Source organism: Streptomyces sp. M92 (assembly GCF_028473745.1).
Classification (GTDB): Bacteria; Actinomycetota; Actinomycetes; order Streptomycetales; family Streptomycetaceae; genus Streptomyces.
This window is the reverse complement of the sequence record NZ_CP101137.1, coordinates 2,111,925-2,132,700: the sequence shown is the minus strand read 5'-3', so window position 1 is coordinate 2,132,700 and position 20,776 is coordinate 2,111,925. Positions and strand designations below refer to the sequence as shown.

Sequence of the window (20,776 nt, the reverse complement as noted above, 5' to 3'; positions counted from 1 at the left end):
CGTCAGCCGTTGGTGGCCGACGGCGTCACCGAGGCCGACTTGCAGCTGGCCTGCTTGGCCATCGCCTGGCCGACGTCGCCCTCCTCCAGCGTCTTCAGCGCGTCGCTGCCGCTCTTGCTGAGCTTGTTGAGCTCGGTGGCGATGTCCTTGAGGCCGTCGGCGAACTTCGCCTGGTCCTTGGTGTCGAGCTTCTCCACCTGCTTCTTCAGGGAGGCGTACGACGAGGAGAGGCTGTTGAGCTCGGTGACGGCGTCCTTCTGCTTCTTCTCACCGTCCTCGACGTCCGGGGCCCCGGCCTTCTGGACGGCGTTGCCCATCGCCTTGTAGGCGTCGGACATGTCCTGGAACGCCTGCGCGTCGGTCTTCTGGACATCGGCGGGCGTGCTGTTGTCCGAGGTCTCCTTCTGGATCGCGGCGTTGGCGGCCTCGATCTTCTTGGCCTGCGGCTGCACCGCGTCGCAGACCTCCTTCGCCCAGGCGTCCAGCTTCTCGTTGTCGTCGCTGCTGCCGCATCCCGTCAGCGCCAGTACCAGTACCGCACCGCCGGACAGTGCGGCCGCGAGCTTCTTGTTCACCGGATTGGTCCCTTCCATGGCTCTCGGCCCCGGAACATACACGCCGGATGGAGGACATCCGCAGGACGAACATCCGTTAAGACCGTATTGAAGCCATTTGCACCAAGAGAGAGAAGGCTCACGGTGAACGGTGCGCGCACGCACGGACCGGGTGGACGACGCGTCAACGCGCGCCGTCCACCCGGTCCTTGACCAGCGCCTGTGACGAGGCTCGGGGCGAGGGTCTACGAAACCACCGCCGGATCAGCCGACTTGGGGTCCCGTTCGCCGTCGTCCTCGTCGCCCATCGCGATGCCACGCCGTTTGGAGACGTAGACCGCCACGGCGATGACGAGGAACGCGACGACGGCGATCAGCACCCGTACGGCGATGCTCTCGTCGGCGCCGTAGGAGAACTTGATGACCGCCGGCGCGATGAGCAGCGCCACCAGGTTCATCACCTTCAGCAGCGGGTTGATCGCCGGGCCCGCGGTGTCCTTGAACGGGTCGCCGACCGTGTCGCCGATGACGGTGGCGGCGTGGGCCTCGCTGCCCTTGCCGCCGTGGTGGCCGTCCTCGACGAGCTTCTTGGCGTTGTCCCAGGCACCGCCGGAGTTGGCGAGGAACACCGCCATCAGGGTGCCCGCGCCGATCGCGCCCGCCAGGAACGCGCCGAGCGCGCCGACGCCGAGGGTGAAGCCGATGAAGATGGGCGCCATCACGGCGAGCAGTCCGGGCGTGGCGAGCTCCCGCAGGGCGTCCCTGGTGCAAATGTCGACGACCTTGCCGTACTCGGGTTTCTCGCTGTGGTCCATGATTCCGGGCCGTTCCCGGAACTGCCGCCGCACCTCGTGGACCACCGCGCCCGCCGACCGCGACACCGCGTTGATCGCCAGCCCCGAGAAGAGGAAGACGACCGCGGCGCCCGCGATGAGGCCGACGAGGTTGTTGGGCTGCGAGATGTCCATCATCAGGCTCATCGGCGCGCCCTCGCCGCTGAGTCTCTCGCCGACGTCCGCCGCGCCGGTGGTGATGGCGTCGCGGTACGACCCGAAGAGGGCCGCCGCCGCGAGGACGGCGGTGGCGATGGCGATGCCCTTGGTGATGGCCTTGGTGGTGTTGCCGACCGCGTCCAGGTCGGTGAGGACCTGGGCACCGGCGCCCTCGACGTCGCCGGACATCTCGGCGATGCCCTGCGCGTTGTCGGAGACCGGGCCGAAGGTGTCCATGGCGACGATGACGCCGACCGTGGTGAGCAGGCCGGTGCCGGCCAGCGCCACGGCGAACAGCGCCAGCATGATGGACGTGCCGCCGAGCAGGAACGCCCCGTAAACGCCGAGGCCGATCAACAGGGCGGTGTAGACGGCGGATTCGAGGCCGAGGGAGATCCCGGCCAGGACGACGGTGGCGGGCCCCGTGAGGGAGCTCTTGCCGACGTCCTTGACGGGGCGTCGGGCGGTCTCGGTGAAGTAGCCGGTGAGCTGCTGGATGAGGGCGGCGAGCACGATGCCGATCGCCACCGCGACGAGTGCGAGGACCCGCGGGTCGCCGTCCTTGGCGGCGATCGCCGCGTCGGTGACACCGTCCAGCTCGGAGTACTTCCCGGGCAGGTAGACGAAGACGGCCACCGCCACCAGCACCAGCGAGATCACGGCGGAGATGAAGAACCCCCGGTTGATCGCGCTCATGCCGCTGCGGTCGGACCGCCTCGGCGCCACGGCGAAGATGCCGATCATGGCGGTGAGCACGCCGATCGCCGGCACCAGCAGCGGGAAGGCCAGCCCCGAGTCGCCGAAGGCCACCTTGCCGAGGATCAGGGCGGCCACCAGGGTCACCGCGTACGACTCGAAGAGGTCGGCCGCCATGCCCGCGCAGTCGCCGACGTTGTCGCCCACGTTGTCGGCGATGGTCGCGGCGTTGCGCGGGTCGTCCTCCGGGATGCCCTGCTCGACCTTGCCGACCAGGTCGGCGCCGACGTCGGCGGCCTTGGTGAAGATACCGCCGCCGACGCGCATGAACATCGCGATCAGCGCGGCGCCGAGGCCGAAGCCCTCCAGGACCTTCGGCGCGTCGGCCGCGTAGACCAGCACCACGCAGCAGGCGCCCAGCAGGCCGAGCCCCACCGTGAACATGCCGACGACGCCGCCCGTACGGAAAGCGATCTTGGTCGCTCTGTGCGAGACGACGGTGAGATCCTTTTCCGGCTCGCCGGGGGCCGGTGTCGCTTCCCGCGCGGCCGCGGCGACGCGCACATTACTGCGTACGGCGAGCCACATGCCGATATAACCGGTGGCCGCCGAGAACGCCGCGCCGATCAGGAAGAAGATCGATCGCCCGGCACGTTGATTCCAGTCGTCCGCGGGCAGCAGCATGAGGAGGAAGAACACGACGACGGCGAATACGCCGAGCGTGCGCAACTGCCTGGCCAGATAGGCGTTCGCGCCTTCCTGGACGGCCGCCGCGATCTTCTTCATGCTGTCGGTTCCCTCGCCCGCCGCGAGCACCTGGCGCACCAGGACGCCCGCGAGCACCAGCGCGGCCAGTGCGACGACCGCGATGACCGCGACCAGGACGCGGTTCCCGTCGGTCAGCACGGCGGCCGCGAGGGTGGAGGGATCGCCCAACTGATGAGGGGTGGAAAGCTCCGCCATTCGTCCTCCTTGACGCTTGGGCTGAGCTCAAGATGTGGACGGGATTGTAGGTACCGGAACCTGATCAAAACAGTGCACGACAAATGGAATTGACCTGTCAACCGGAAGGACGAGGCAAGTAGCAATGCATAGTAATGCCCTTCCGGCATTAATTCCGTGATCCTTTTGGTGATCGATTTCACGCGATTGATCGTGAATGAATTCACTTAAGGGCCGCACGAACCCAATGTAAGTGCGCACACGGCGAAGGGCCCCACCAGGTGGGGCCCTTCGGGTGACGCGAGGGTGGGTCAGGCCGGCGGCAGTACCGCCGGCGCGGTCGGCCAGGTCATGCGGATCAGTCCGCCGTCCTCGCCCGCCGTGACCTCCACGTCGTCGACGAGTCCGCTGATGACCGCGAGGCCCATCTCGTCCTCCTCGGTCTCCGTCTCGTCGACGGCGGAGCCGGGGGCCGCCGCCCCGGTCACGGCGTGCGGCGCCTCGTCACCGACCTCGATGGAGAACTGCTTCTCCTCCTCGATCAGCGACACCTTGACCGGCGCCGTGATGCCGACGTGCTGATGCAGGCCCACAGCCCGGGTGCAGGCCTCGCCGACGGCGAGCCTGACCTCGTCGAGGACGGCCTCGTCCACTCCGGCCCGGCGTGCCACCGCGGCCGCCACCAGACGGGCGGTCCGGACATGCTCGGGCAGCGCGCTGAAGCGGAGTTCGACGGTGGCCATGCATCCCCCTCGGAACTACGGGCGTGCTGTCGGGGGTCCGGGCCGCCGACAGCCCGGACCTCCGTCGTTCTACTGCGGCCCCGGGCGGCCCGAGGGCCGGCCGGGGCCGGTCGTCAGTCGGTGGCCGCCACCGCTTCCTCGACCGAGGTGTGAATCGGAAACACCTTGGTCAGGCCGGTGATACGGAAGATCTTGAGAATACGCTCCTGGTTGCAGACCAGGCGCAGCGAGCCCTCATGGGCACGCACCCGCTTCAGTCCGCCGACCAGTACGCCGAGCCCGGTGGAGTCGAGGAAGTCCACGCCCTCCATGTCGACGACGAGGTGGAAACTCCCGTCGTTCACGAGCTCGACCAGCTGCTCACGCAGCTTGGGCGCGGTATATACGTCAATTTCGCCACCGACCTCGACGACCGTACGATCGCCGACGGTACGGGTCGACAGGGACAGGTCCACGGATCCTCCAGCACCTTGCTATCGAGCGGTCGTCCCTCGGGACACCTCGGCTTGAAGCCCCCAGGACGGTTCGCCAGCCGCGATGGCATTCAATCACTTACCGGCAGGCGTGCACGACGCCTTGGTCCCATTGTCCGTCACGCCAGTGACAGACTCGGTGCCGATGGCCAAGAATCACCGACCCGATCGACCCCTGGCGGAGCCCGGCTCCCGGCCGGAACCAGGCATGGTCCTGGACCGGCTCGCCGCGGGACCGAGCCGGGCTGCGCGCATCACTCATACGGAGCACTTGCCCCCGCGTGCGGGCCGTCATGCCGTCTGGCCGGACCGGATTCGCCCGGAGGTCGTCGCGGCCGTGCGCGCCGCCGGAATCGAACAGCCCTGGGCCCACCAGGCACGCGCCGCCGAGCACGCCCTCGACGGCGACTCGGTGGTCGTCGCCACGGGCACCGCGTCCGGCAAGTCCCTGGCGTACCTGGTGCCGGTGCTGTCCACGCTGCTGGACGGCTCCGAGGCGCCGAACGGGCGGGGCGCCACCGCCCTGTACCTGGCGCCGACGAAGGCGCTGGCCGCCGACCAGTGCCGGTCGGTGAAGGAACTCGTCCGACCGCTGGGCACGTCCGTTCGAGCCGCGGTGTACGACGGCGACACGCCGTTCGAGGAACGCGAGTGGATCCGGCAGTACGGCACCTACGTGCTGACCAACCCGGACATGCTGCACCGCGGCATCCTGCCGTCCCACCCGCGCTGGTCCTCCTTCCTCAAGGCGCTGAAGTACGTCGTCATCGACGAGTGCCACACCTACCGGGGCGTCTTCGGCTCCCATGTCGCCCAGGTGCTGCGGAGACTGCGCCGACTGTGTGCCCGCTACGGCGCGTCGCCGGTCTTCCTGCTCGCCTCCGCCACCGCCGCCGAACCCTCCGTGGCGGCCCGCCGGCTCACCGGACTGCCGGTCGTCGAGGTCGCCGACGATGCCTCACCGCGCGGTGAACTGGTGTTCGCCCTCTGGGAGCCGCCACTGACCGAGCTGGAGGGCGAGAAGGGCGCGCCGGTCCGCCGCACGGCCACCGCCGAGGCCGCCGACCTGCTCACCGATCTCACCGTGCAGGGCATGCGCTCGATCACCTTCGTGCGGTCCCGGCGCGGCGCCGAGCTGATCTCGGTGATCGCCCAGGAGCGCCTTGCCGAGGTCGACCGCTCGCTGGCCGGGCGCGTGGCCGCCTACCGCGGCGGCTACCTCCCCGAGGAGCGCCGCGCGCTGGAACGCGCCCTGCACTCCGGCGACCTCCTCGGCCTCGCCGCGACCAACGCCCTCGAACTCGGCCTCGACATCTCCGGCCTGGACGCCGTGGTGATCGCCGGCTATCCGGGGACCCGCGCGTCGCTGTGGCAGCAGGCGGGCCGGGCGGGGCGGGCCGGGCAGGGGGCGCTGGCGGTGCTGGTCGCCCGGGACGACCCGCTGGACACCTTCCTCGTCCACCATCCCGAAGCGCTGTTCGACCAGCCCGTGGAGTCCACGGTCCTCGACCCGGACAACCCGTACGTCCTCGCCCCGCACCTGTGCGCGGCGGCTGCCGAGCTGCCCCTGACCGACGAGGACCTGCCACTGTTCGGCCCCGCCTGCGAGGAGCTGCTTCCCCAGCTGGAGGCGGCGAAGCTGCTGCGCCGCCGGACCAGGGCCTGGCACTGGACGCGCCGGGAGCGGGCCGCCGACCTGACCGACATCCGCGGCGAGGGCGGACGGCCGGTCCAGGTCGTCGAGGCCGGCACGGGCCGGCTCCTTGGCACGGTGGACGCCGGGGCCGCCCACACGACCGTCCACGAGGGCGCCGTCCACCTCCACCAGGGGCGCACCTATCTCGTCCGGTCCCTGGACCTGGAGGACTCCGTCGCGCTGGTCGAGCAGGCCACGCCCGCGTACTCGACGGTCGCCCGTGACACGACGGCGATCTCGGTCCTGGAGACCGACACCGAGGTCCCGTGGGGCGACGGACGCCTGTGCTACGGCTCCGTCGAGGTCACCAACCAGGTGGTCTCCTTCCTGCGCCGGCGTCTCATCACCGGCGAGGTCCTGGGTGAGACGAAGCTCGACCTGCCTCCCCGGACGCTGCGTACGCGGGCGGTGTGGTGGACGGTCACCGAGGACCAGCTGGACGCCGCCCGGATCAACCCGGAGATCCTCGGCGGCGCCCTGCACGCCGCCGAGCACGCCTCGATCGGCATGCTGCCCCTCTTCGCGACCTGCGACCGCTGGGACATCGGCGGCGTGTCCGTCCCCCTGCACCCGGACACGCTGCTGCCGACGGTCTTCGTGTACGACGGCCACCCGGGCGGGGCGGGCTTCGCCGAGCGGGCCTTCCACACGGCCCGCGACTGGCTCGCCGCCACCCGGGAGGCCATCGCCTCCTGCGAGTGCGACGCCGGCTGCCCGTCCTGCATCCAGTCCCCCAAGTGCGGCAACGGCAACGAGCCACTGCACAAGCGGGGGGCCGTACGGCTCCTGACGGTGCTCCTGCGGGGAGCGGCGGACGGGGCGGCGGACGGGGTGGGGGATGAGGCCGGGGACCGTGCGGCGGGAGGGAGACCCGGCGCGTGATGCCGACCAGGGGCCTCACGTGGGCGACTTCCGTGGGGGCGGCTCTTGCGACGGGACCTCCAGCGCCGTAACCCCCGCCGACCGGTCCGCCGGCACCCCGTGCCCCGCCGGGCGAGCCTCCACCGCCGGGCCCGCCCTTGCCCGGGTCTCCGCCGAGAACGGACGCCGGCCCGCTGCCACCGTCACGTCCGAGACCTGCCCCGTGAGCACGCAGCTGACCAACCGGGTCCCCTGGGCCGCCGCGATCCGTTCCGCCCGGGCACACGCCGCCGTACCGCCCCGGTCCCAGTGGGCCGCCGCCGCCAGCGCCGCCAGGTCGGCGCCGCCGGCCGCACGGTGCCGGGCCACCACCGCCTGGCCCAGGGCCAGCACGACACCGAACACCAGGCACAGCACGGTGACGGCACCGACGCTCCAGACAGTGGCGGAACCCCGGTCGGCGTTCCCGGCCCGGATCCTCACGGCACACCCCCCGCCGTCCGCTCCACCGACGCCACGGCCTCCTCCCGTACCTCGAAGGGCAGCCCGCGCAGCGCCGGTGGCTCGGCCACCACGACCACGCGGACCCGGTCCCCCTCCCGGCTGACCGTGACCCGCGCCCCGCGGGGTGCCGCCTCCCGGGTGACCTCGGCGACCGCGTCGGCCGGGTCCTGGCGGGCCGCCGCGCGGGCACCCGTCCGGGCCGCGTCCACACACTGGATCTGCGCGGCCACCACGAGCAGCCCCCACACCAGCGCCATCGCGAACACGACCAGCACGGGCAGCACCACGGCGGTCTCCGCCGTCACGAAGCCCCGGTCCGAGTCGCGGGACCCCGCCCTCGCACGCCGCTCACATCCGCGCATCGAGTGCCTGCTTCACGATGCCCTGCAGCTCCGCGCTGACCGCCCCGCTCGTCACCACCTTGTAGAGGACCACGGCGAAGGCCACCGCCGCGACGATCCCCATCGCGTACTCGGACGTGACCATTCCCTCGTCCCGCGACGCAGCGGCCCGCCCGCGCCGTGCCGACCGCATCGCACAGATCAGGGCACTCGTCCGCGCCCGTACCACCTGATACATCACAACCCCCTGAGGTTCTTTCACGTTGATCGCTACTGGTTGTTCGCCCACCGGTCCATCGGTCCACCCCTCCCGTCAGCCACCACCTCCCCCGTCCCCCAGCACCCCGCCCGCGAGCCCGATCACCACCGGCAGCACACCCACCGCGATGAACGCGGGCAGGAAGCACAGCCCCACCGGCGCGGTGACCATGACGGCCGCCCGGCGGGCCCGTGCCGTCGTGGTGCGGGCCCAGTCGGTACGGGCCTGGGTGGCCAGCCGGGCGACGGGGCCGGCCGCGGGGAGCCCGGACACATCGGCCCGTTCCAACAGCCGCGCCAGGGGAGCGGCACCCGGGAGAGCGGCGAGTGCCCGCCAGGCACCGCCCGGCTCACCGCCGAGCCGCACCTCCGCCGCGCCACGGCCCAGCGCGTCCCCCACGGGCCCGCCGAGGGCCTCGCCCACCGCGTGGGCCGCGGTCACCGGCCCGGCACCGGCCGCGACGCACGCTGCCAGCAGGTCGGCCGCCAGGGGCAGTTGGCGGGCGGCCTCGGCGGCACGGCTCTGCTCCGCGGCGGTACCGGCGGCCGCCCGCCGAGCGCGCAGGCGCCACAGCACCACCGCGCCCGCCAAACCCGCCACCACACCGGTGACGCCCCCGACCAGGGCCCAGCCCACCCCCACCGCGGCCACCAACGGCAGCCGGTCACGCACCGCGCCCAGCACCTCGGCGCGTCCTGGGCCGGAACGCACCGCCGGCGGGGCCAGCAGCACGGCGAGCCGTCTGCGCGCGGTCCGCGCCCTCCGCGAGGCCGCGCATCCGTGGGCCAGCCAGCCGGCGATCAGCACCGCTCCCGTCACCGCCCCCAGCCTGTGGACAACGTCCGCGGTCACGACGCCGCCTCCGCCATGCGCACGATCCGCGTCACCCACCACACGCCCAGGCCCTCCAGGGCCCCGCCCGCCAGCAGACAGCCCAGCCCGGCTCCGGTGTGCAGCAGCACGTGCAGCGGGTCGGACCCGAGGGCGGCGCCGAGCAGGAGGCCGAAGACCGGCAGACCGGCGAGCATCACGGCCGTGGCTCGCGCGCCCGCCAACTGGGCCCGCAGGTCGGCGCGCTGGTCCCGTTCGGCACGCAGGGCGCCCTCTAGCCGGTCGAGACCGGCCGCCAGTCCGGCGCCCTGGTCGGCGGCGACCCGCCAGCACGCCGCGAGGCCCCGTAACCCCTCCGCCCCCGGTCGCCGCGCCGCCACCGTGAGGGCCCCCGGCACGTCCCCGCCGAAGCGCGCCGCCGCCAGCACGGCGGCCTGCCCGTCGCCGAGCCCTCCGGAATCGTGCGCGGCGCACAGCAGCGCCTCACCCGGCTGCCGTCCCGCCCGCACCTCACCGGCGAGGGACCCGCACAGGGCGATCACCGCGTCCCGCCGGCGCTCCCGGGCCCGGCTCTCCCGGCCGGCGAGGCGTGTGCGCCGCAGCAACGGCACCCCGGCCGCCCCCGCGACGACCGGCAGCACCGAGTCGCCCAGCACGGCCAGCACCAGCCCGGCCACCGGCGCCCACCACTCGGGCCTCAGCCGGCCACGGACGCGCAGCACCACGTCCGCCGGCCGACGCCCCGGTGACGGCGGCCCGGTGCCGGCCGCCACGCCACCGGCGAACACCAGCCGCGCGCGCCGCACTCCGGCGTGCCACCCGCTCCCCGCCAGCCATGCCGCCGCCCCGAGGCACCCGAGGGCGACGCCCGTCGACAGCTCACCCGTCACCGTCACCCGCACTCCTCCGATCCACGTGCTCGCGCCCGAGCCCGTCTCCGCGCAGCAACTCCCGCAACCGCTCCCACCCGCGCTCGGCCGCAAAGGCCTCCGGCTCCCACCGCAACGCCGGCACCGTCCGCACCAGCCCCGACGGGTCGCGCTCCAGGACGTGCACCTCGGCGATCCGGCGCCGTCCCGCCCGGTCCCGGACCAGGTGCAGGACCACCGAGAGAGCCGCCGACAACTGGCTGTGCAGGGCCGCGCGGTCCAGCCCTGCGGCCGTACCCAGGGCTTCGAGCCGGGCCGGTACGTCGGCGGCGGCGTTGGCGTGCACCGTCCCGCAGCCGCTGTGGCCGGTGTTCAGCGCCGCCAGGAGATGGGCCACCTCGGGCCCGCGCACCTCGCCGACGACCAGCCGGTCCGGCCGCATGCGCAGCGCCTGCCGCACCAGGTCCTCCAGGGTGACCCGGCCCGCGGCCTCCTGGTTGGCGGGTCTGGTCTCCAGGTGGACGACGTGCGGATGGTCGGGCCGCAGCTCCGCCGAGTCCTCGGCCAGCACAATGCGCTCGTCCGGCCGGACCAGGCCCAGCAGCGCGCTCAGCAGCGTCGTCTTGCCGCTGCCGGTGCCGCCGCTGACGAGGAAGGACAGCCGTGCCCGCAGCAGCGCGCGCAGTACGCGGTCACCGCCGGGCGGCACGGTGCCGGCGGCCGCCAGTTCGTCGAGCGTGAACGCACGCGGCCGTACCACCCGGAGCGACAGGCAGGTGCAGCCGACGGCGACCGGGGGCAGCACCGCGTGCAGCCGGGTGCCGTCGGGCAGCCGTGCGTCCACCCAGGGCCGGGCGTCGTCCAGCCTGCGCCCGGCGACCGTGGCGAGGCGCTGCGCGAGCCGCCGTACCGCACCGGCGTCCGGGAAGGAGACCGATGTCAGCTCCAGGCCGCCGCCCCGGTCCACCCAGACCCGGTCCGGGGCGGACACCAGTACGTCGGTCACCGACGGGTCGGCGAGCAGCGGTTCCAGTGGCCCACTGCCGACGAGCTCCGAACGCAGTTGTCCGGCGGCCGCGAGGATCTCGGCGTCACCGAGCACCCGCCCCTGCTCCCGCAGGGCCTGCGCCACACGCGCGGGCGTCGGCTCCGCCCCGCTCTCGGCGAGCCACCGCCGCACCCCGTCGAGCATCCCGGAAGCCAGGCCGGGAACGGGGGCCACGGCTGCCGGGGCGCCGGCTGCCGGCGTTCCGTCGGCAGCCCTCGAGGACCGCCCTGCGCCCAAGCCGAAAGCAAGTCCCGAAGCCAGCCCCGGCACCACTTCCGCTCCAGCGTCCGCACCCGCACCCGCACCCGGAGCGAGTCCTGAGACCGTCCCCCGAAACCGCTCCCTGACGAACCCCGGAGTCACCCCTTGAGACCGTCCTCCGACGAACCCCGGAGTCACCCCTTGAGACCGTCCTCCGACGAACCCCGGGGCCGCTCCCTGAGACCGTCCCCCGACGAACCCTGGGGCCGCCCCCTGAGACCGCCTCCCGACAACCCCCGGAGCCACTCCCCGGTGCCGCCCCGGAGCCACTCCCCGGTGCCGCCCCGGGCCGAGCCCGTCGGTCCGACCCGCGGCCGTCTCCGGCCCAGCCCCTCCCCCGGCCGTCGTCCCCGCAGCCGCCCGGGAAACCGGCTCCGCCCCAGGGGCCGCCCGGACGGCCCAGCCCGGTACACAACCCCGCCCGTTCGGCCGCCGCACGGCCTCCTCACGCCCCACTGACGCCTTCACGCCGCTCCACCCCCCGTCTCCACCAACGCCCGCTCCCAGAACGCCCGGCAGAAGCGCGCCAGCGGGCCACGGGCGGACGCGCCGGGAGGGCGCTTGCCGTCGGTGGCGCGCGCGAGGCCGGACTCGACGGGCACCTCGCCGGCCAGCGGCAGTCCGAGCAGCCGGGCCACCTCGCGGTCGTCGAGGCCCGAGTCGTACGGCCCCCGTGTCACGACGCGCAGATCGCGCAGCACCATGCCGACCGCGGCGGCCACCCGGCCTGCCGCCGCGACGGCCCGCAGCTCGGCCGGGACGACGAGGAGCCCGATGTCCAGCTGGGCGAGGACCTCGGCGACTCCGTCGTCGATCCGGCGCGGCAGGTCCACGACGACCGTGCCGCCCCTGCGCCGGGCAGCGGCGAGCACGGCGCGTACGGCCTGGGGCGGCACCGCGACGCAGTCGCCGCGGTCCCAGCTGAGCACCCGAAGTGAATGCAGTTCGGGCAGCGACTCCTCCAGGGCGCCGCCGCCGACCCGTCCGCGCGAGGCCGCGAACGCGGGCCACCTCAGCCCCTCGGCCGTCTCGCCGCCGAGGAGGACGTCGAGGCCGCCGCCCAGCGGATCCGCGTCCACCAGGAGGCTGCGCAGTCCCTCTCGCGCGGAGGTGACGGCGAGCGCGCAGGCCAGCGTGGACGCCCCGGCACCTCCCCGGCCCCCGATGACGCCTACGGTGAGGGCGGGCCGGCCGACCCCCTCGGCGACGTCGGCGATGCGGTCGACGAGCCACTGTTCGCCGTCGGGGAGCACCAGGACGTGGTCGGCGCCGATCTCGACGGCCCGCTGCCACACTCCGGGATCGTCCTGATCGCGGCTCACCAGGACCACACCCCGTCGCCTCACGGCCCCCCGCACGCGCCGCGCGGCGTCGTCGCCGACGAGGACGAGCGGCGCGGCCTCCCAGCCGCCCGGCCACCTGGCAGCCCCCGAAAGCCTCGAAGTCCCCGAAGTCCCCGTGGCCCCCGTGACTCCCGTGGACGACACGGCGGGTGTCGCGGGCGGCGCGGGCACCGAGTGGTGCACCTCCGGTGTCGCGCCGGCCGCCGCGCACAGGCGCAGCAGATCGTCGAGGAGATCGGTGTCCTCGGTGACGATCAGCGGTCCGCCCTGCCTACCTCCGGCGGGGTGCGGCGGGTCATGGGTGATGGTCCCGGTCATGGTCTGCGTCCCCCTTCGCCGCGGCTTCGGGCCGCGGCCGGTGTCCCGTAACTCGCGCGGCCCCTGCGACCCCGCGTTTCCGGCCGACCGGAGATCCGGTGGAGAACCGGTGGAGAACCGGCCGGCCATACGCGTCCGGCAAAGGGAACCGGCCATGGAACTCGGCGCGGCCCGGACGCGTGGGAATCACGGTGCGGTGATCCGGGAAATCGTGTGGATCTTGGTCAAAAACTGTGGACAACTCGATGGATGTGAATATCGCCGTCACTCAAACCGGTGAGCCCCGCCGCTCGTCGATCCACCCCGTGTACGACACCCGCAGAGCAGTCCGACGACTACGCACCGTAGCCAATCATGCCCATGACAACACCTCTCGCCGACCGCACCGCACCACGGGCTCCGGGTCGGCCGGAGGGAGAAAAACCCATCCGGACATGCGACGACCCCCGCCGGGGGGGAGAGCGGGGGTCGTCTCCACGGCCGACTCGGGGGGGGGGAGGAGTCGGACCGGGTTAGCACGGTCGCGAACGATCCGTGACTTCCATGGTGTACCCGAGAGGCCTCTCAGGCAAACCCACGCGCCCCACCTTACGCCGAATGGGCTGCGCCTATGCTCGGAGTCGTGGAAAACCACTCCTCGCCCCACTCCATGGCGCACTCCTCGCCCCGCACGGCGGCCTTCTTCGACCTGGACAAGACGGTCATTGCGAAGTCCAGCACACTCACGTTCAGCAAGTCGTTCTACCAAGGCGGGCTGATCAACCGCAGGGCCGTACTGCGTACCGCGTATGCCCAGTTCGTCTTCCTCGCGGGCGGAGCCGACCACGACCAGATGGAGCGGATGCGCAAGTACCTCTCCGCCCTCTGCCGGGGCTGGGACGTCCGGCTGGTCAAGGAGCTCGTCGCCGAGACCCTGCACGACCTGATCGACCCGATCATCTACGACGAGGCCGCCTCACTGATCGAGGAGCACCACACCGCCGGCCGCGACGTCGTGATCGTCTCCACGTCGGGCGCCGAGGTCGTCGAACCCATCGGTGAGCTCCTCGGCGCGGACCGGGTGGTGGCGACCCGCATGGTCGTCGGCGACGACGGCCGCTTCACCGGGGAGGTGGAGTACTACGCGTACGGCCCCACCAAGGCGGAGGCGGTCCGCGAGCTGGCCGAGTCCGAGGGATACGACCTGAGCCGCTGTTACGCCTACAGCGACTCGGCGACCGATCTGCCGATGCTCGAGTCCGTCGGCCGCCCCCACGCGGTGAACCCGGACCGGGCGCTGCGCCGGGAGGCTCTCGCGCGCGAGTGGCCGATCCTCGATTTCCACCGCCCGGTACGGCTGAAGCAGCGCATCCGGGGGCTCTCCGTACCGCCGCGCCCCGCTCTGGTCGCCGCCGCCGCGATAGGCGCCGCGGCGGCCACCGCGGGCCTCGTCTGGTACGCGAGCCGGCGCCGGTCCGCGACGGCGGCCTGAGCCCTCCCCCGGCCCGCCCTTTCACCCGCGTATGAGTGCAAATGTAAAGAAGTGCGGTCGGCACTTCCGCTTGCTCCGGCGCAGGAGTACAAAGGACTCAACGGCCCGCGAGACCAAGGACATCCGAAAGGATCACCTTAAGAAACGCAATTGGCCCCACGGACCGAGCATGGACATCGAGCACCCACGCGACGTCGACCCGTCGATTACGGGCCAGCCGCACCAGGTGACGGGCAAAGCTCCCGACCTGATGGGCAACATTTCGAGGACGCTTGGTAACCCGGTGGTCATGCCAGCGGCGGTACGAATTCTCGTACCGCCGCATCTTCACGCCGCCCCGCGCTGCAGCGCCTCGCACACCGCCGTCGACTCGCGTGCGCCCAGCTCGACCGCCCGGCCGCAGTGCGCGATCCAGGCGGCCATGCCCTCCGGCGTCCCGGAGACGTAACCGTCGAGCGCCGCCAGGTAGGCGGCGCGGCCCAGCTCGGCGTGGCCGACCTCGGCAGCGCAGACCGACTTCGGGTCGAGACCGCTGCCGACCAGGACGATGCGCTCGGCCGTACGTGCGACCAGGCCGTTGCGCGAGGTGAAGGGCCGCAGCGCCAGCAACTCGCCGTGCACGACGGCCGCCGTCACCAGCGCCGGCGCGGCACCGCCCGCCATGACCAGCCCGGCCAGGCCCTCCAGCCTGCCGTGCGCCTCCCGGGCGCCCGGCAGGGGCAGCTCGACGAGGGGTTCGTCCACCGGCTCGCCCTCCTGGCGGGGCCGCCCCGCCCGGTCGGCCTCGTCCGCCGCCGCCACGAGGTGCAGCCGGGCCAGCACCCGCAGCGGCGACTGGCGCCAGATGGACAGCAGCTGCCCCGCCTCGGCGGTCAGCCGCAGCGCCGCGCCCACCGTGCGTGCCTCGTCGTCGACGCTGAAGTCGCTGCGTCGCCGCACCTCCTCCAGGGCCCAGTCCGCTCCGGACAGCGCCGCCGAGCCCCGGGCGCCGCGCAGTGCCGCCTCCGAGGTGATCGCGTTGCTGCGGCGTCGCATGATCCGGTGGCCGTAGACCCGGTCCACGGCCTTGCGGACTGACTCCACGGACTCGGCCACGCCGGGCAGTTCGCCCAGGGCCGCGAGCGGGTCGGCGGTCGCGCCTGTCGTACTCATGAGTACGACATTACGCACCCCTCGGCCCCGCCCCACGAATGAGTGGTCTTCTTCACGTGTGCCCGAACCGCGGCGTCACGCACAGCCAGAGCGGCACTACTCTTGGTGAACATGAAAATTGCTTTCGTCGGGAAGGGCGGCAGCGGCAAGACCACCCTGTCCTCCCTGTTCATCCGCCATCTCGCCGCCACCGGTGCGCCCGTCGTCGCCGTCGACGCCGACATCAACCAGCACCTGGGGGCCGCGCTGGGCCTCGACGAGACGGAGGCCGCGGGACTGCCCGCGATGGGCGAGCACCTGCCGCTGATCAAGGAGTACCTGCGCGGCACCAACCCGCGGATCACCTCCACGGGGACGATGATCAAGACCACCCCGCCCGGCGAGGGCTCGCGCCTGCTGCGGGTGTGCGAGGACAACCCGGTCTACGACGTCTGCGCCCGGCCGGTGGAACTCGACGCCGGGGCCCTCCGTTTGATGGTCACCGGACCTTTCACGGAGTCCGACCTCGGAGTCGCCTGCTACCACTCCAAGACGGGCGCGGTGGAGCTGTGCCTGAACCACCTGGTCGACGGCCGTGACGAGTACGTCGTGGTCGACATGACCGCGGGCTCGGACTCGTTCGCCTCCGGCATGTTCACCCGCTTCGACATCACGTTCCTCGTCGCCGAGCCGACCCGGAAGGGAGTCTCCGTCTACCGCCAGTACAAGGAGTACGCCCGCGACTTCGGCGTCACCCTGAAGGTCGTCGGAAACAAGGTGCAGGGGCCGGACGACCTCGACTTCCTGCGCGAAGAGGCCGGGGACGACCTGTTGACGACCGTCGGCCACTCGGACTGGGTGCGCGCCATGGAGAAGGCCCGGCCGCCCCGGTTCGGACTCCTGGAGGACGCCAACCACCGCGCGCTGCGCACGCTGCGCACGGCCGCCGACGCGACGTACGAGTCTCGGGACTGGGAGCGCTACACGCGCCAGATGGTCCACTTCCACCTGAAGAACGCCCGCAGCTGGGGCAACGAGCGCACCGGGGCCGACCTGGCCGCGCAGGTCGACCCCGGCTTCGTACTCCGCGAGACGGTCGCCGCCCCGGCGTGACGCCGGCACCCGGCGGTGCCGGCGCCTGAGCCGCGCGTACGTCCGCGCCCGCCCGACGGCTACCGCTTGGCGGCCGGGGCTCCGGGCACGCCCTTCGGAGCCGGCGCGGGCTGGGCCGACAGGAAGGACGCCCAGCCCTTCTCCGGCGCCTCGCCGACGCCGAGGGTGCGCAGCTTCTTCAGCACCTTCGGGTCCTGGGCGTCCAGCCAGTCCACGAGCTGCCGGAAGGAGACGCAGCGCACCTCGTCCTTGGTGCACACCGTCTCGATGACCTCCTCGACGGCGCGCATGTAGGTGCCGCCGTTCCAGGACTCGAAGTGGTTGCCGATGATCAGGGGCGCGCGGTTGCCGTCGTAGGCCCGCCGGAAGCCCTGGAGCAGGCCGTCACGCATCTGGTCGCCCCAGAGCTCGTGCTTGGCCGGATCGCCCTGGGTGGTGGTGCCCGACTGGTTGACCATGAAGTTGTAGTCCATGGTGAGCTGCTCGAAGGTGTGCCCGGGGAAGGGGACGAGCTGCATCGACAGGTCCCACAGGCCGCCCTCCTTCTTCTCCGGCCAGACCTGGTTGTTCACGCCGCTGCTGTCGTAGCGGAAGCCCATGTCACCGGCGGCCTTCACGAAGTTCTCCTGGCCCTCCAGGCAGGGAGTGCGGGCGCCGATCAGCTCCTTGTCGTAGTCGAAGGGCAGCGGCGCCGCGTTCTTCATCCCGGTGTTGGTCTTCCAGGTCTTCACGAACTGCTTGGCCTGCCTGATCTCCTCCTTCCACTCCTCGACGGACCACTCGCCGACCCCGCCGCCGGGGCCGCAGAAGTGCCCGTTGAAGTGGGTGCCGATCTCGTTGCCCTCCAGCCACGCCAGCCGCAGTTGCTTGACGGTGTCGGCGATGCCCTGCTCGTCGTTGAAGCCGATGTCCGAGCGGCCCGGGGAATGCTGCGGCGGCCGGTAGAGGTCCCGCTTCTCCTTGGGCAGCATGTAGACGCCGCTCAGGAAGTACGTCATCGTGGCGTCGTTCTCCTTGGCCACTTCACGGAAGTAGGAGAACAGCTTCTGGCTGTCCTCGCCCGCGCCGTCCCAGGAGAACACCACGAACTGCGGCGGCTTCTGGCCGGGCTTGAGCCGTTCGGGCCGGGGCAGGTGCGGCTGGGCCCCGGTGTACGCGGTGGAACCGTCGCCGATCAGCCGGACCGCGTTTTTGGGCGCAGGCGCCGCTTTCCCCTTCTCCTTCTCCGGACCCTGCGTCCCTTCACCGGAACCGGTACCGCTGCCGATCGCGCAACCGGCGAGCGACGCGGCGCAGACCGCGGCGGCGACCACGGTGCGCGCGGCGATCCTGTGGGTGGCGGCCATGTTCCGCCCACCTTCTTCCTTCTCTCGGGCCAACGCCGACGACGGCGATGTCGGGTGAATCGCGTGCTGCGCCGGGGACGTGGCGTCAGCGCCGTCAAGGTGGCACGAATGCGAGAGGGAATTAGTACGACAAGCCGATGAAATGTATAGATTCACTCACTTGAGCGGCACATTACTCCATTTGCGCGAAAAGTCTATGCCTCGTCTTTACTCTGAATTACGATCTATTTACTGAGCGCAATCGCCAGCGCGTTCCCCAGCGCTCATCACGTACGCACCGAGCGTCCGCCGGGCGCTCGGTATCCCGCCGCTGTAGGAGACGGGAAACATGTCGTCCTGCGTCCCCGCCCGCGCCGATTCGGCCCGGACCGAGCACATCCACCCACCCCACAGTCCGCCGCCCGGCGGCCCCCGGCGCTTCCGCGTCGCGGGCGCCGACGTGTCGGCGTCGATCGCGGTCTTCCTGATCGCCCTGCCCCTCTCCCTGGGCATCGCCCTCGCCACCGGCGCCCCCCTCCAGGCCGGCCTCGTCGCCGCCGCGGTGGGCGGGATCGTCGTCGGACGGCTCGGCGGCTGCCCCCTCCAGGTCAGCGGACCCGCAGCCGGGCTCACCGTGGTCACCGCCGACCTCATCCAGCAGTACGGATGGCGCACGACCTGCGCCATCACCGTGCTCGCCGGCATCGCCCAACTCGGCCTCGGCTGCCTGCGCGTGGCACGCTCCGCGCTCGCGGTGAGCCCCGCCATCGTGCACGGCATGCTCGCCGGCATCGGCGTCACCATCGCCGTCGCCCAGTTGCACATCGTCCTCGGCGGCACCCCGCAGAGCTCCGTGCCGGACAACCTGCTCGCGCTGCCCGCCCAGTTGGCCGACCTGCGCCCCGCCGACGTGGCGGCGAGCGTCCTGACGCTGACCCTGCTGCTGCTCTGGCCGCGCATCCCCGGCCGGGCCGGCCGACTGCTGGGCAAGCTCCCCGCCGCCCTCGTCGCCGTCGCCGGCGCCACCGCGGTCGCCGTGCTGGCCGGGCTCCGCCTGCCCAAGGTGGACCTGCCCTCCTGGAGCAGCCATGCCCTGGCGGCGCTGCCCGACGGACCGGTGCTCGGCCTTCTCGCCGCCGTGCTCACGACCACGCTGGTGTGCAGTGTGCAGTCACTGCTCGGCGCGGTCGCCGTGGACAAGCTGGTCGCCGCCCGGCCGAGTCTGACCGGCCGGGTCAAGCGCTCCAACCTCGACCGCGAGCTGCTCGGCCAGGGCGCCGGCAACATCGTCTCCGGCTCGCTCGGCGGACTGCCCATCGCCGGTGTGGCCGTACGCAGCACCGCCAACGTGTCGGCCGGCGCCGTCAGCCGGAACTCCACGATGCTGCACGGCCTTCTCGTACTGATCGCCACGCTGCTGCTGGTCCCGGCCCTGGAGCTGATCCCGCTCGCCTCGCTCGCCGCCCTGGTCATGGCCGTCGGCCTGAAGATGGTGTCGCTGAACCACATCCGGACGGTGACCCGCCACCGCGAGGTGCTGGTCTACGCCGTCACCACCGGCGGCGTGGTGTTCTTCGGCGTCCTGGAGGGCGTCGCGCTGGGCATCGCCGTGGCCGTCGGCGTCGCCCTGCACCGTCTGACCCGCACCCGGATCAGGCACGTCGAGACGGCAGGGGTCCACCACGTGCACGTGCGGGGCCAGTTGACGTTCCTCGCGGTGCCGCGGCTCAGCCGGGTCCTGCACCAAGTGCCCCAGGGGTCGGACACCGTCGTGGAGCTGGACGGGTCGTTCATGGACCACGCGGCGTACGAGACCTTGCAGGACTGGCAGAAGACGCACACCGCGCAGGGCGGCCGCGTCGACGTGACCGGCCGCCGCCCGGGCACCCGCATCTCCGAGCCGGCCGACACCGACGGCTGCCGCTGCCGCCCCTGGACCCCCTGGCGCAACCACCAGTGCGAGCCCCCGCAGCCGACGCCCCAGCCCGGCACCGACCGGCGGGACGGGACCGGCACGGACGCCGACACCGCGCCCGCTCCCGGCGGATCGCGCGGACAGGGCGGGAACGGCCCGCAGAGCAGGGGGAGCGCGCGGAGCGGGGAAGGCGCACGGAGCACGGCGGACGGGCACGGAACTGACGGGACCGTCGCACCGGACGGACACACCGGCCCCACCGGCCCGGTCGTCGCGGGCACCTCCGGCGGGCTCAGCGGACGGGAGCTGGCGCGTGGCATCAGCGCGTTCCAGCGCAACACCGCACCCCTGGTGCGCGGCGAGCTGGCCCGGCTGGCCCGCGAGGGACAGCAGCCCTCCCAGCTCTTCCTGACCTGCGCCGACTCGCGGGTGGTCACCTCCATGATCACCTCCAGCGGTCCCGGTGATCTCTTCGTCGTGCGCAATGTGGGCAATCTCGTCCCGCTGCCCGGCGAGGAGAGCGGTGACGACTCGGTGGCCGCCGCGATCGAGTACGCGGTGGACGTACTGAAGGTGCGGTCCATCACGGTGTGCGGGCACTCCGGGTGCGGGGCCATGCAGGCGCTGCTCAGCACCGATACGGGCGGTGCGCAGACGCCGCTCAAGCGGTGGCTGCGGCACGGGCTGCCGAGTCTGGACCGGCTCCCCGGAGCGCCGGGAGGCCCGCCCGAGGACGCCGGGGGCCGGCCCCTGCTGGCCGGACGCCCGCCCGCCGACGCGGCCGAGCGGCTCTGCCTGGCCAACGTGGTCCAGCAGCTGGAACACCTGCGGGCCCACGACGCGGTGGCCCGGGCCCTGAGAACCGGGGACCTGGAGCTGCACGGCATGTACTTCCACGTGGGCGAGGCGCAGGCGTACCTGCTCTCCCCGGACGCGGGCGACGCCGGGGACGGCGTGTTCGAACTGGTCCTGGAGACCGATCTGACCGCCTGAACGGCACGGGGGCCGAGGCGCGGGGAGTGTGAGCGTCGTTACAGACGCTGAACCCCGCGCCTTCGGCGTCCGTGGGTACTGATGACCACTGGCCACG

17 protein-coding genes are annotated in these 20,776 nt (G+C 72.5%); 4 read left to right on the top strand and 13 right to left on the bottom strand.

What is annotated here, in order from left to right:
• Positions 1 to 2 precede the first annotated feature (2 nt).
• The 4 genes from M6G08_RS09720 to bldG all read right to left on the bottom strand — a co-directional run bounded on the left by M6G08_RS09720 (position 3) and on the right by bldG (position 4,382).
• Complete coding sequence (locus M6G08_RS09720; protein ID WP_272586770.1) at positions 3 to 593, bottom strand: nucleoside/nucleotide kinase family protein; 591 nt, start codon at positions 591 to 593, stop codon at positions 3 to 5.
• 206 nt (positions 594 to 799) lie between these two features.
• Entirely contained in the window at positions 800 to 3,205 is a 2,406-nt protein-coding gene (locus M6G08_RS09715) for a sodium-translocating pyrophosphatase (RefSeq protein ID WP_272586769.1), read from the bottom strand.
• Between the two features lie 290 nt (positions 3,206 to 3,495).
• Complete coding sequence (locus tag M6G08_RS09710) at positions 3,496 to 3,927, bottom strand: ATP-binding protein (RefSeq protein ID WP_272586768.1); 432 nt, start codon at positions 3,925 to 3,927, stop codon at positions 3,496 to 3,498.
• 113 nt (positions 3,928 to 4,040) lie between these two features.
• Positions 4,041 to 4,382 (bottom strand): anti-sigma factor antagonist BldG, encoded by a 342-nt coding sequence (bldG, locus tag M6G08_RS09705; RefSeq protein ID WP_003975386.1) that lies wholly within the window; start codon positions 4,380 to 4,382, stop codon positions 4,041 to 4,043.
• Positions 4,383 to 4,464: 82 nt separating this feature from the next.
• Here bldG and sftH point away from each other — a divergent pair, with 82 nt between their 5' ends.
• Entirely contained in the window at positions 4,465 to 6,978 is a 2,514-nt protein-coding gene (gene sftH, locus M6G08_RS09700; protein WP_272586767.1) for a DNA 3'-5' helicase SftH, read from the top strand.
• Between the two features lie 15 nt (positions 6,979 to 6,993).
• Here sftH and M6G08_RS09695 read toward each other — a convergent pair whose 3' ends face one another.
• From M6G08_RS09695 to ssd, 7 genes are all read right to left on the bottom strand, one after another.
• Positions 6,994 to 7,440 (bottom strand): Rv3654c family TadE-like protein, encoded by a 447-nt coding sequence (locus tag M6G08_RS09695; protein WP_443048771.1) that lies wholly within the window; start codon positions 7,438 to 7,440, stop codon positions 6,994 to 6,996.
• Positions 7,437 to 7,823, bottom strand: coding sequence for a TadE family type IV pilus minor pilin (locus tag M6G08_RS09690; RefSeq protein ID WP_272586766.1), 387 nt, complete (start codon positions 7,821 to 7,823; stop codon positions 7,437 to 7,439). The genes M6G08_RS09695 and M6G08_RS09690 overlap by 4 nt, the downstream gene beginning before the upstream one ends.
• A complete protein-coding gene (locus M6G08_RS09685) occupies positions 7,810 to 8,040 on the bottom strand; it encodes a DUF4244 domain-containing protein (RefSeq protein ID WP_272586765.1) in 231 nt (76 codons plus the stop codon). The genes M6G08_RS09690 and M6G08_RS09685 overlap by 14 nt, the downstream gene beginning before the upstream one ends.
• Before the next feature lie 75 nt (positions 8,041 to 8,115).
• A complete protein-coding gene (locus tag M6G08_RS09680; RefSeq protein ID WP_272586764.1) occupies positions 8,116 to 8,913 on the bottom strand; it encodes a type II secretion system F family protein in 798 nt (265 codons plus the stop codon).
• Positions 8,910 to 9,788: a type II secretion system F family protein gene (locus M6G08_RS09675; RefSeq protein ID WP_272586763.1), complete on the bottom strand. Its 879-nt coding sequence runs from the start codon at positions 9,786 to 9,788 to the stop codon at positions 8,910 to 8,912. The genes M6G08_RS09680 and M6G08_RS09675 overlap by 4 nt, the downstream gene beginning before the upstream one ends.
• Positions 9,772 to 10,953: a TadA family conjugal transfer-associated ATPase gene (locus M6G08_RS09670; RefSeq protein WP_272586762.1), complete on the bottom strand. Its 1,182-nt coding sequence runs from the start codon at positions 10,951 to 10,953 to the stop codon at positions 9,772 to 9,774. Before M6G08_RS09670 ends, M6G08_RS09675 begins: the two co-directional genes overlap by 17 nt.
• Positions 10,954 to 11,534: 581 nt before the next feature.
• A complete protein-coding gene (gene ssd, locus M6G08_RS09665) occupies positions 11,535 to 12,731 on the bottom strand; it encodes a septum site-determining protein Ssd (RefSeq protein WP_272586761.1) in 1,197 nt (398 codons plus the stop codon).
• Positions 12,732 to 13,341: 610 nt separating this feature from the next.
• On the opposite strand from ssd, the gene M6G08_RS09660 reads away from it, so the two are divergent.
• Positions 13,342 to 14,202 (top strand): HAD family hydrolase, encoded by an 861-nt coding sequence (locus M6G08_RS09660; protein ID WP_272586760.1) that lies wholly within the window; start codon positions 13,342 to 13,344, stop codon positions 14,200 to 14,202.
• A 327-nt stretch (positions 14,203 to 14,529) separates the two neighbouring features.
• On the opposite strand, the gene M6G08_RS09655 is transcribed toward M6G08_RS09660, so the two are convergent.
• Positions 14,530 to 15,354 carry a Fic family protein gene (locus M6G08_RS09655; RefSeq protein WP_272586759.1) on the bottom strand — a complete coding sequence of 275 codons (825 nt, stop codon included), beginning with the start codon at positions 15,352 to 15,354 and terminating at the stop codon, positions 14,530 to 14,532.
• A 111-nt stretch (positions 15,355 to 15,465) separates the two neighbouring features.
• Here M6G08_RS09655 and M6G08_RS09650 point away from each other — a divergent pair, with 111 nt between their 5' ends.
• Positions 15,466 to 16,446 carry an ATP-binding protein gene (locus tag M6G08_RS09650; protein WP_272586758.1) on the top strand — a complete coding sequence of 327 codons (981 nt, stop codon included), beginning with the start codon at positions 15,466 to 15,468 and terminating at the stop codon, positions 16,444 to 16,446.
• Between the two features lie 59 nt (positions 16,447 to 16,505).
• Here M6G08_RS09650 and M6G08_RS09645 read toward each other — a convergent pair whose 3' ends face one another.
• A complete protein-coding gene (locus tag M6G08_RS09645) occupies positions 16,506 to 17,792 on the bottom strand; it encodes a polysaccharide deacetylase family protein (RefSeq protein WP_272586757.1) in 1,287 nt (428 codons plus the stop codon).
• Positions 17,793 to 18,120: 328 nt separating this feature from the next.
• Between M6G08_RS09645 and M6G08_RS09640 the strand changes: the two genes are divergently transcribed.
• Positions 18,121 to 20,679, top strand: a complete 2,559-nt coding sequence (locus M6G08_RS09640; protein WP_272586756.1) for a SulP family inorganic anion transporter — start codon at positions 18,121 to 18,123, stop codon at positions 20,677 to 20,679.
• Positions 20,680 to 20,776: the final 97 nt, after the last annotated feature.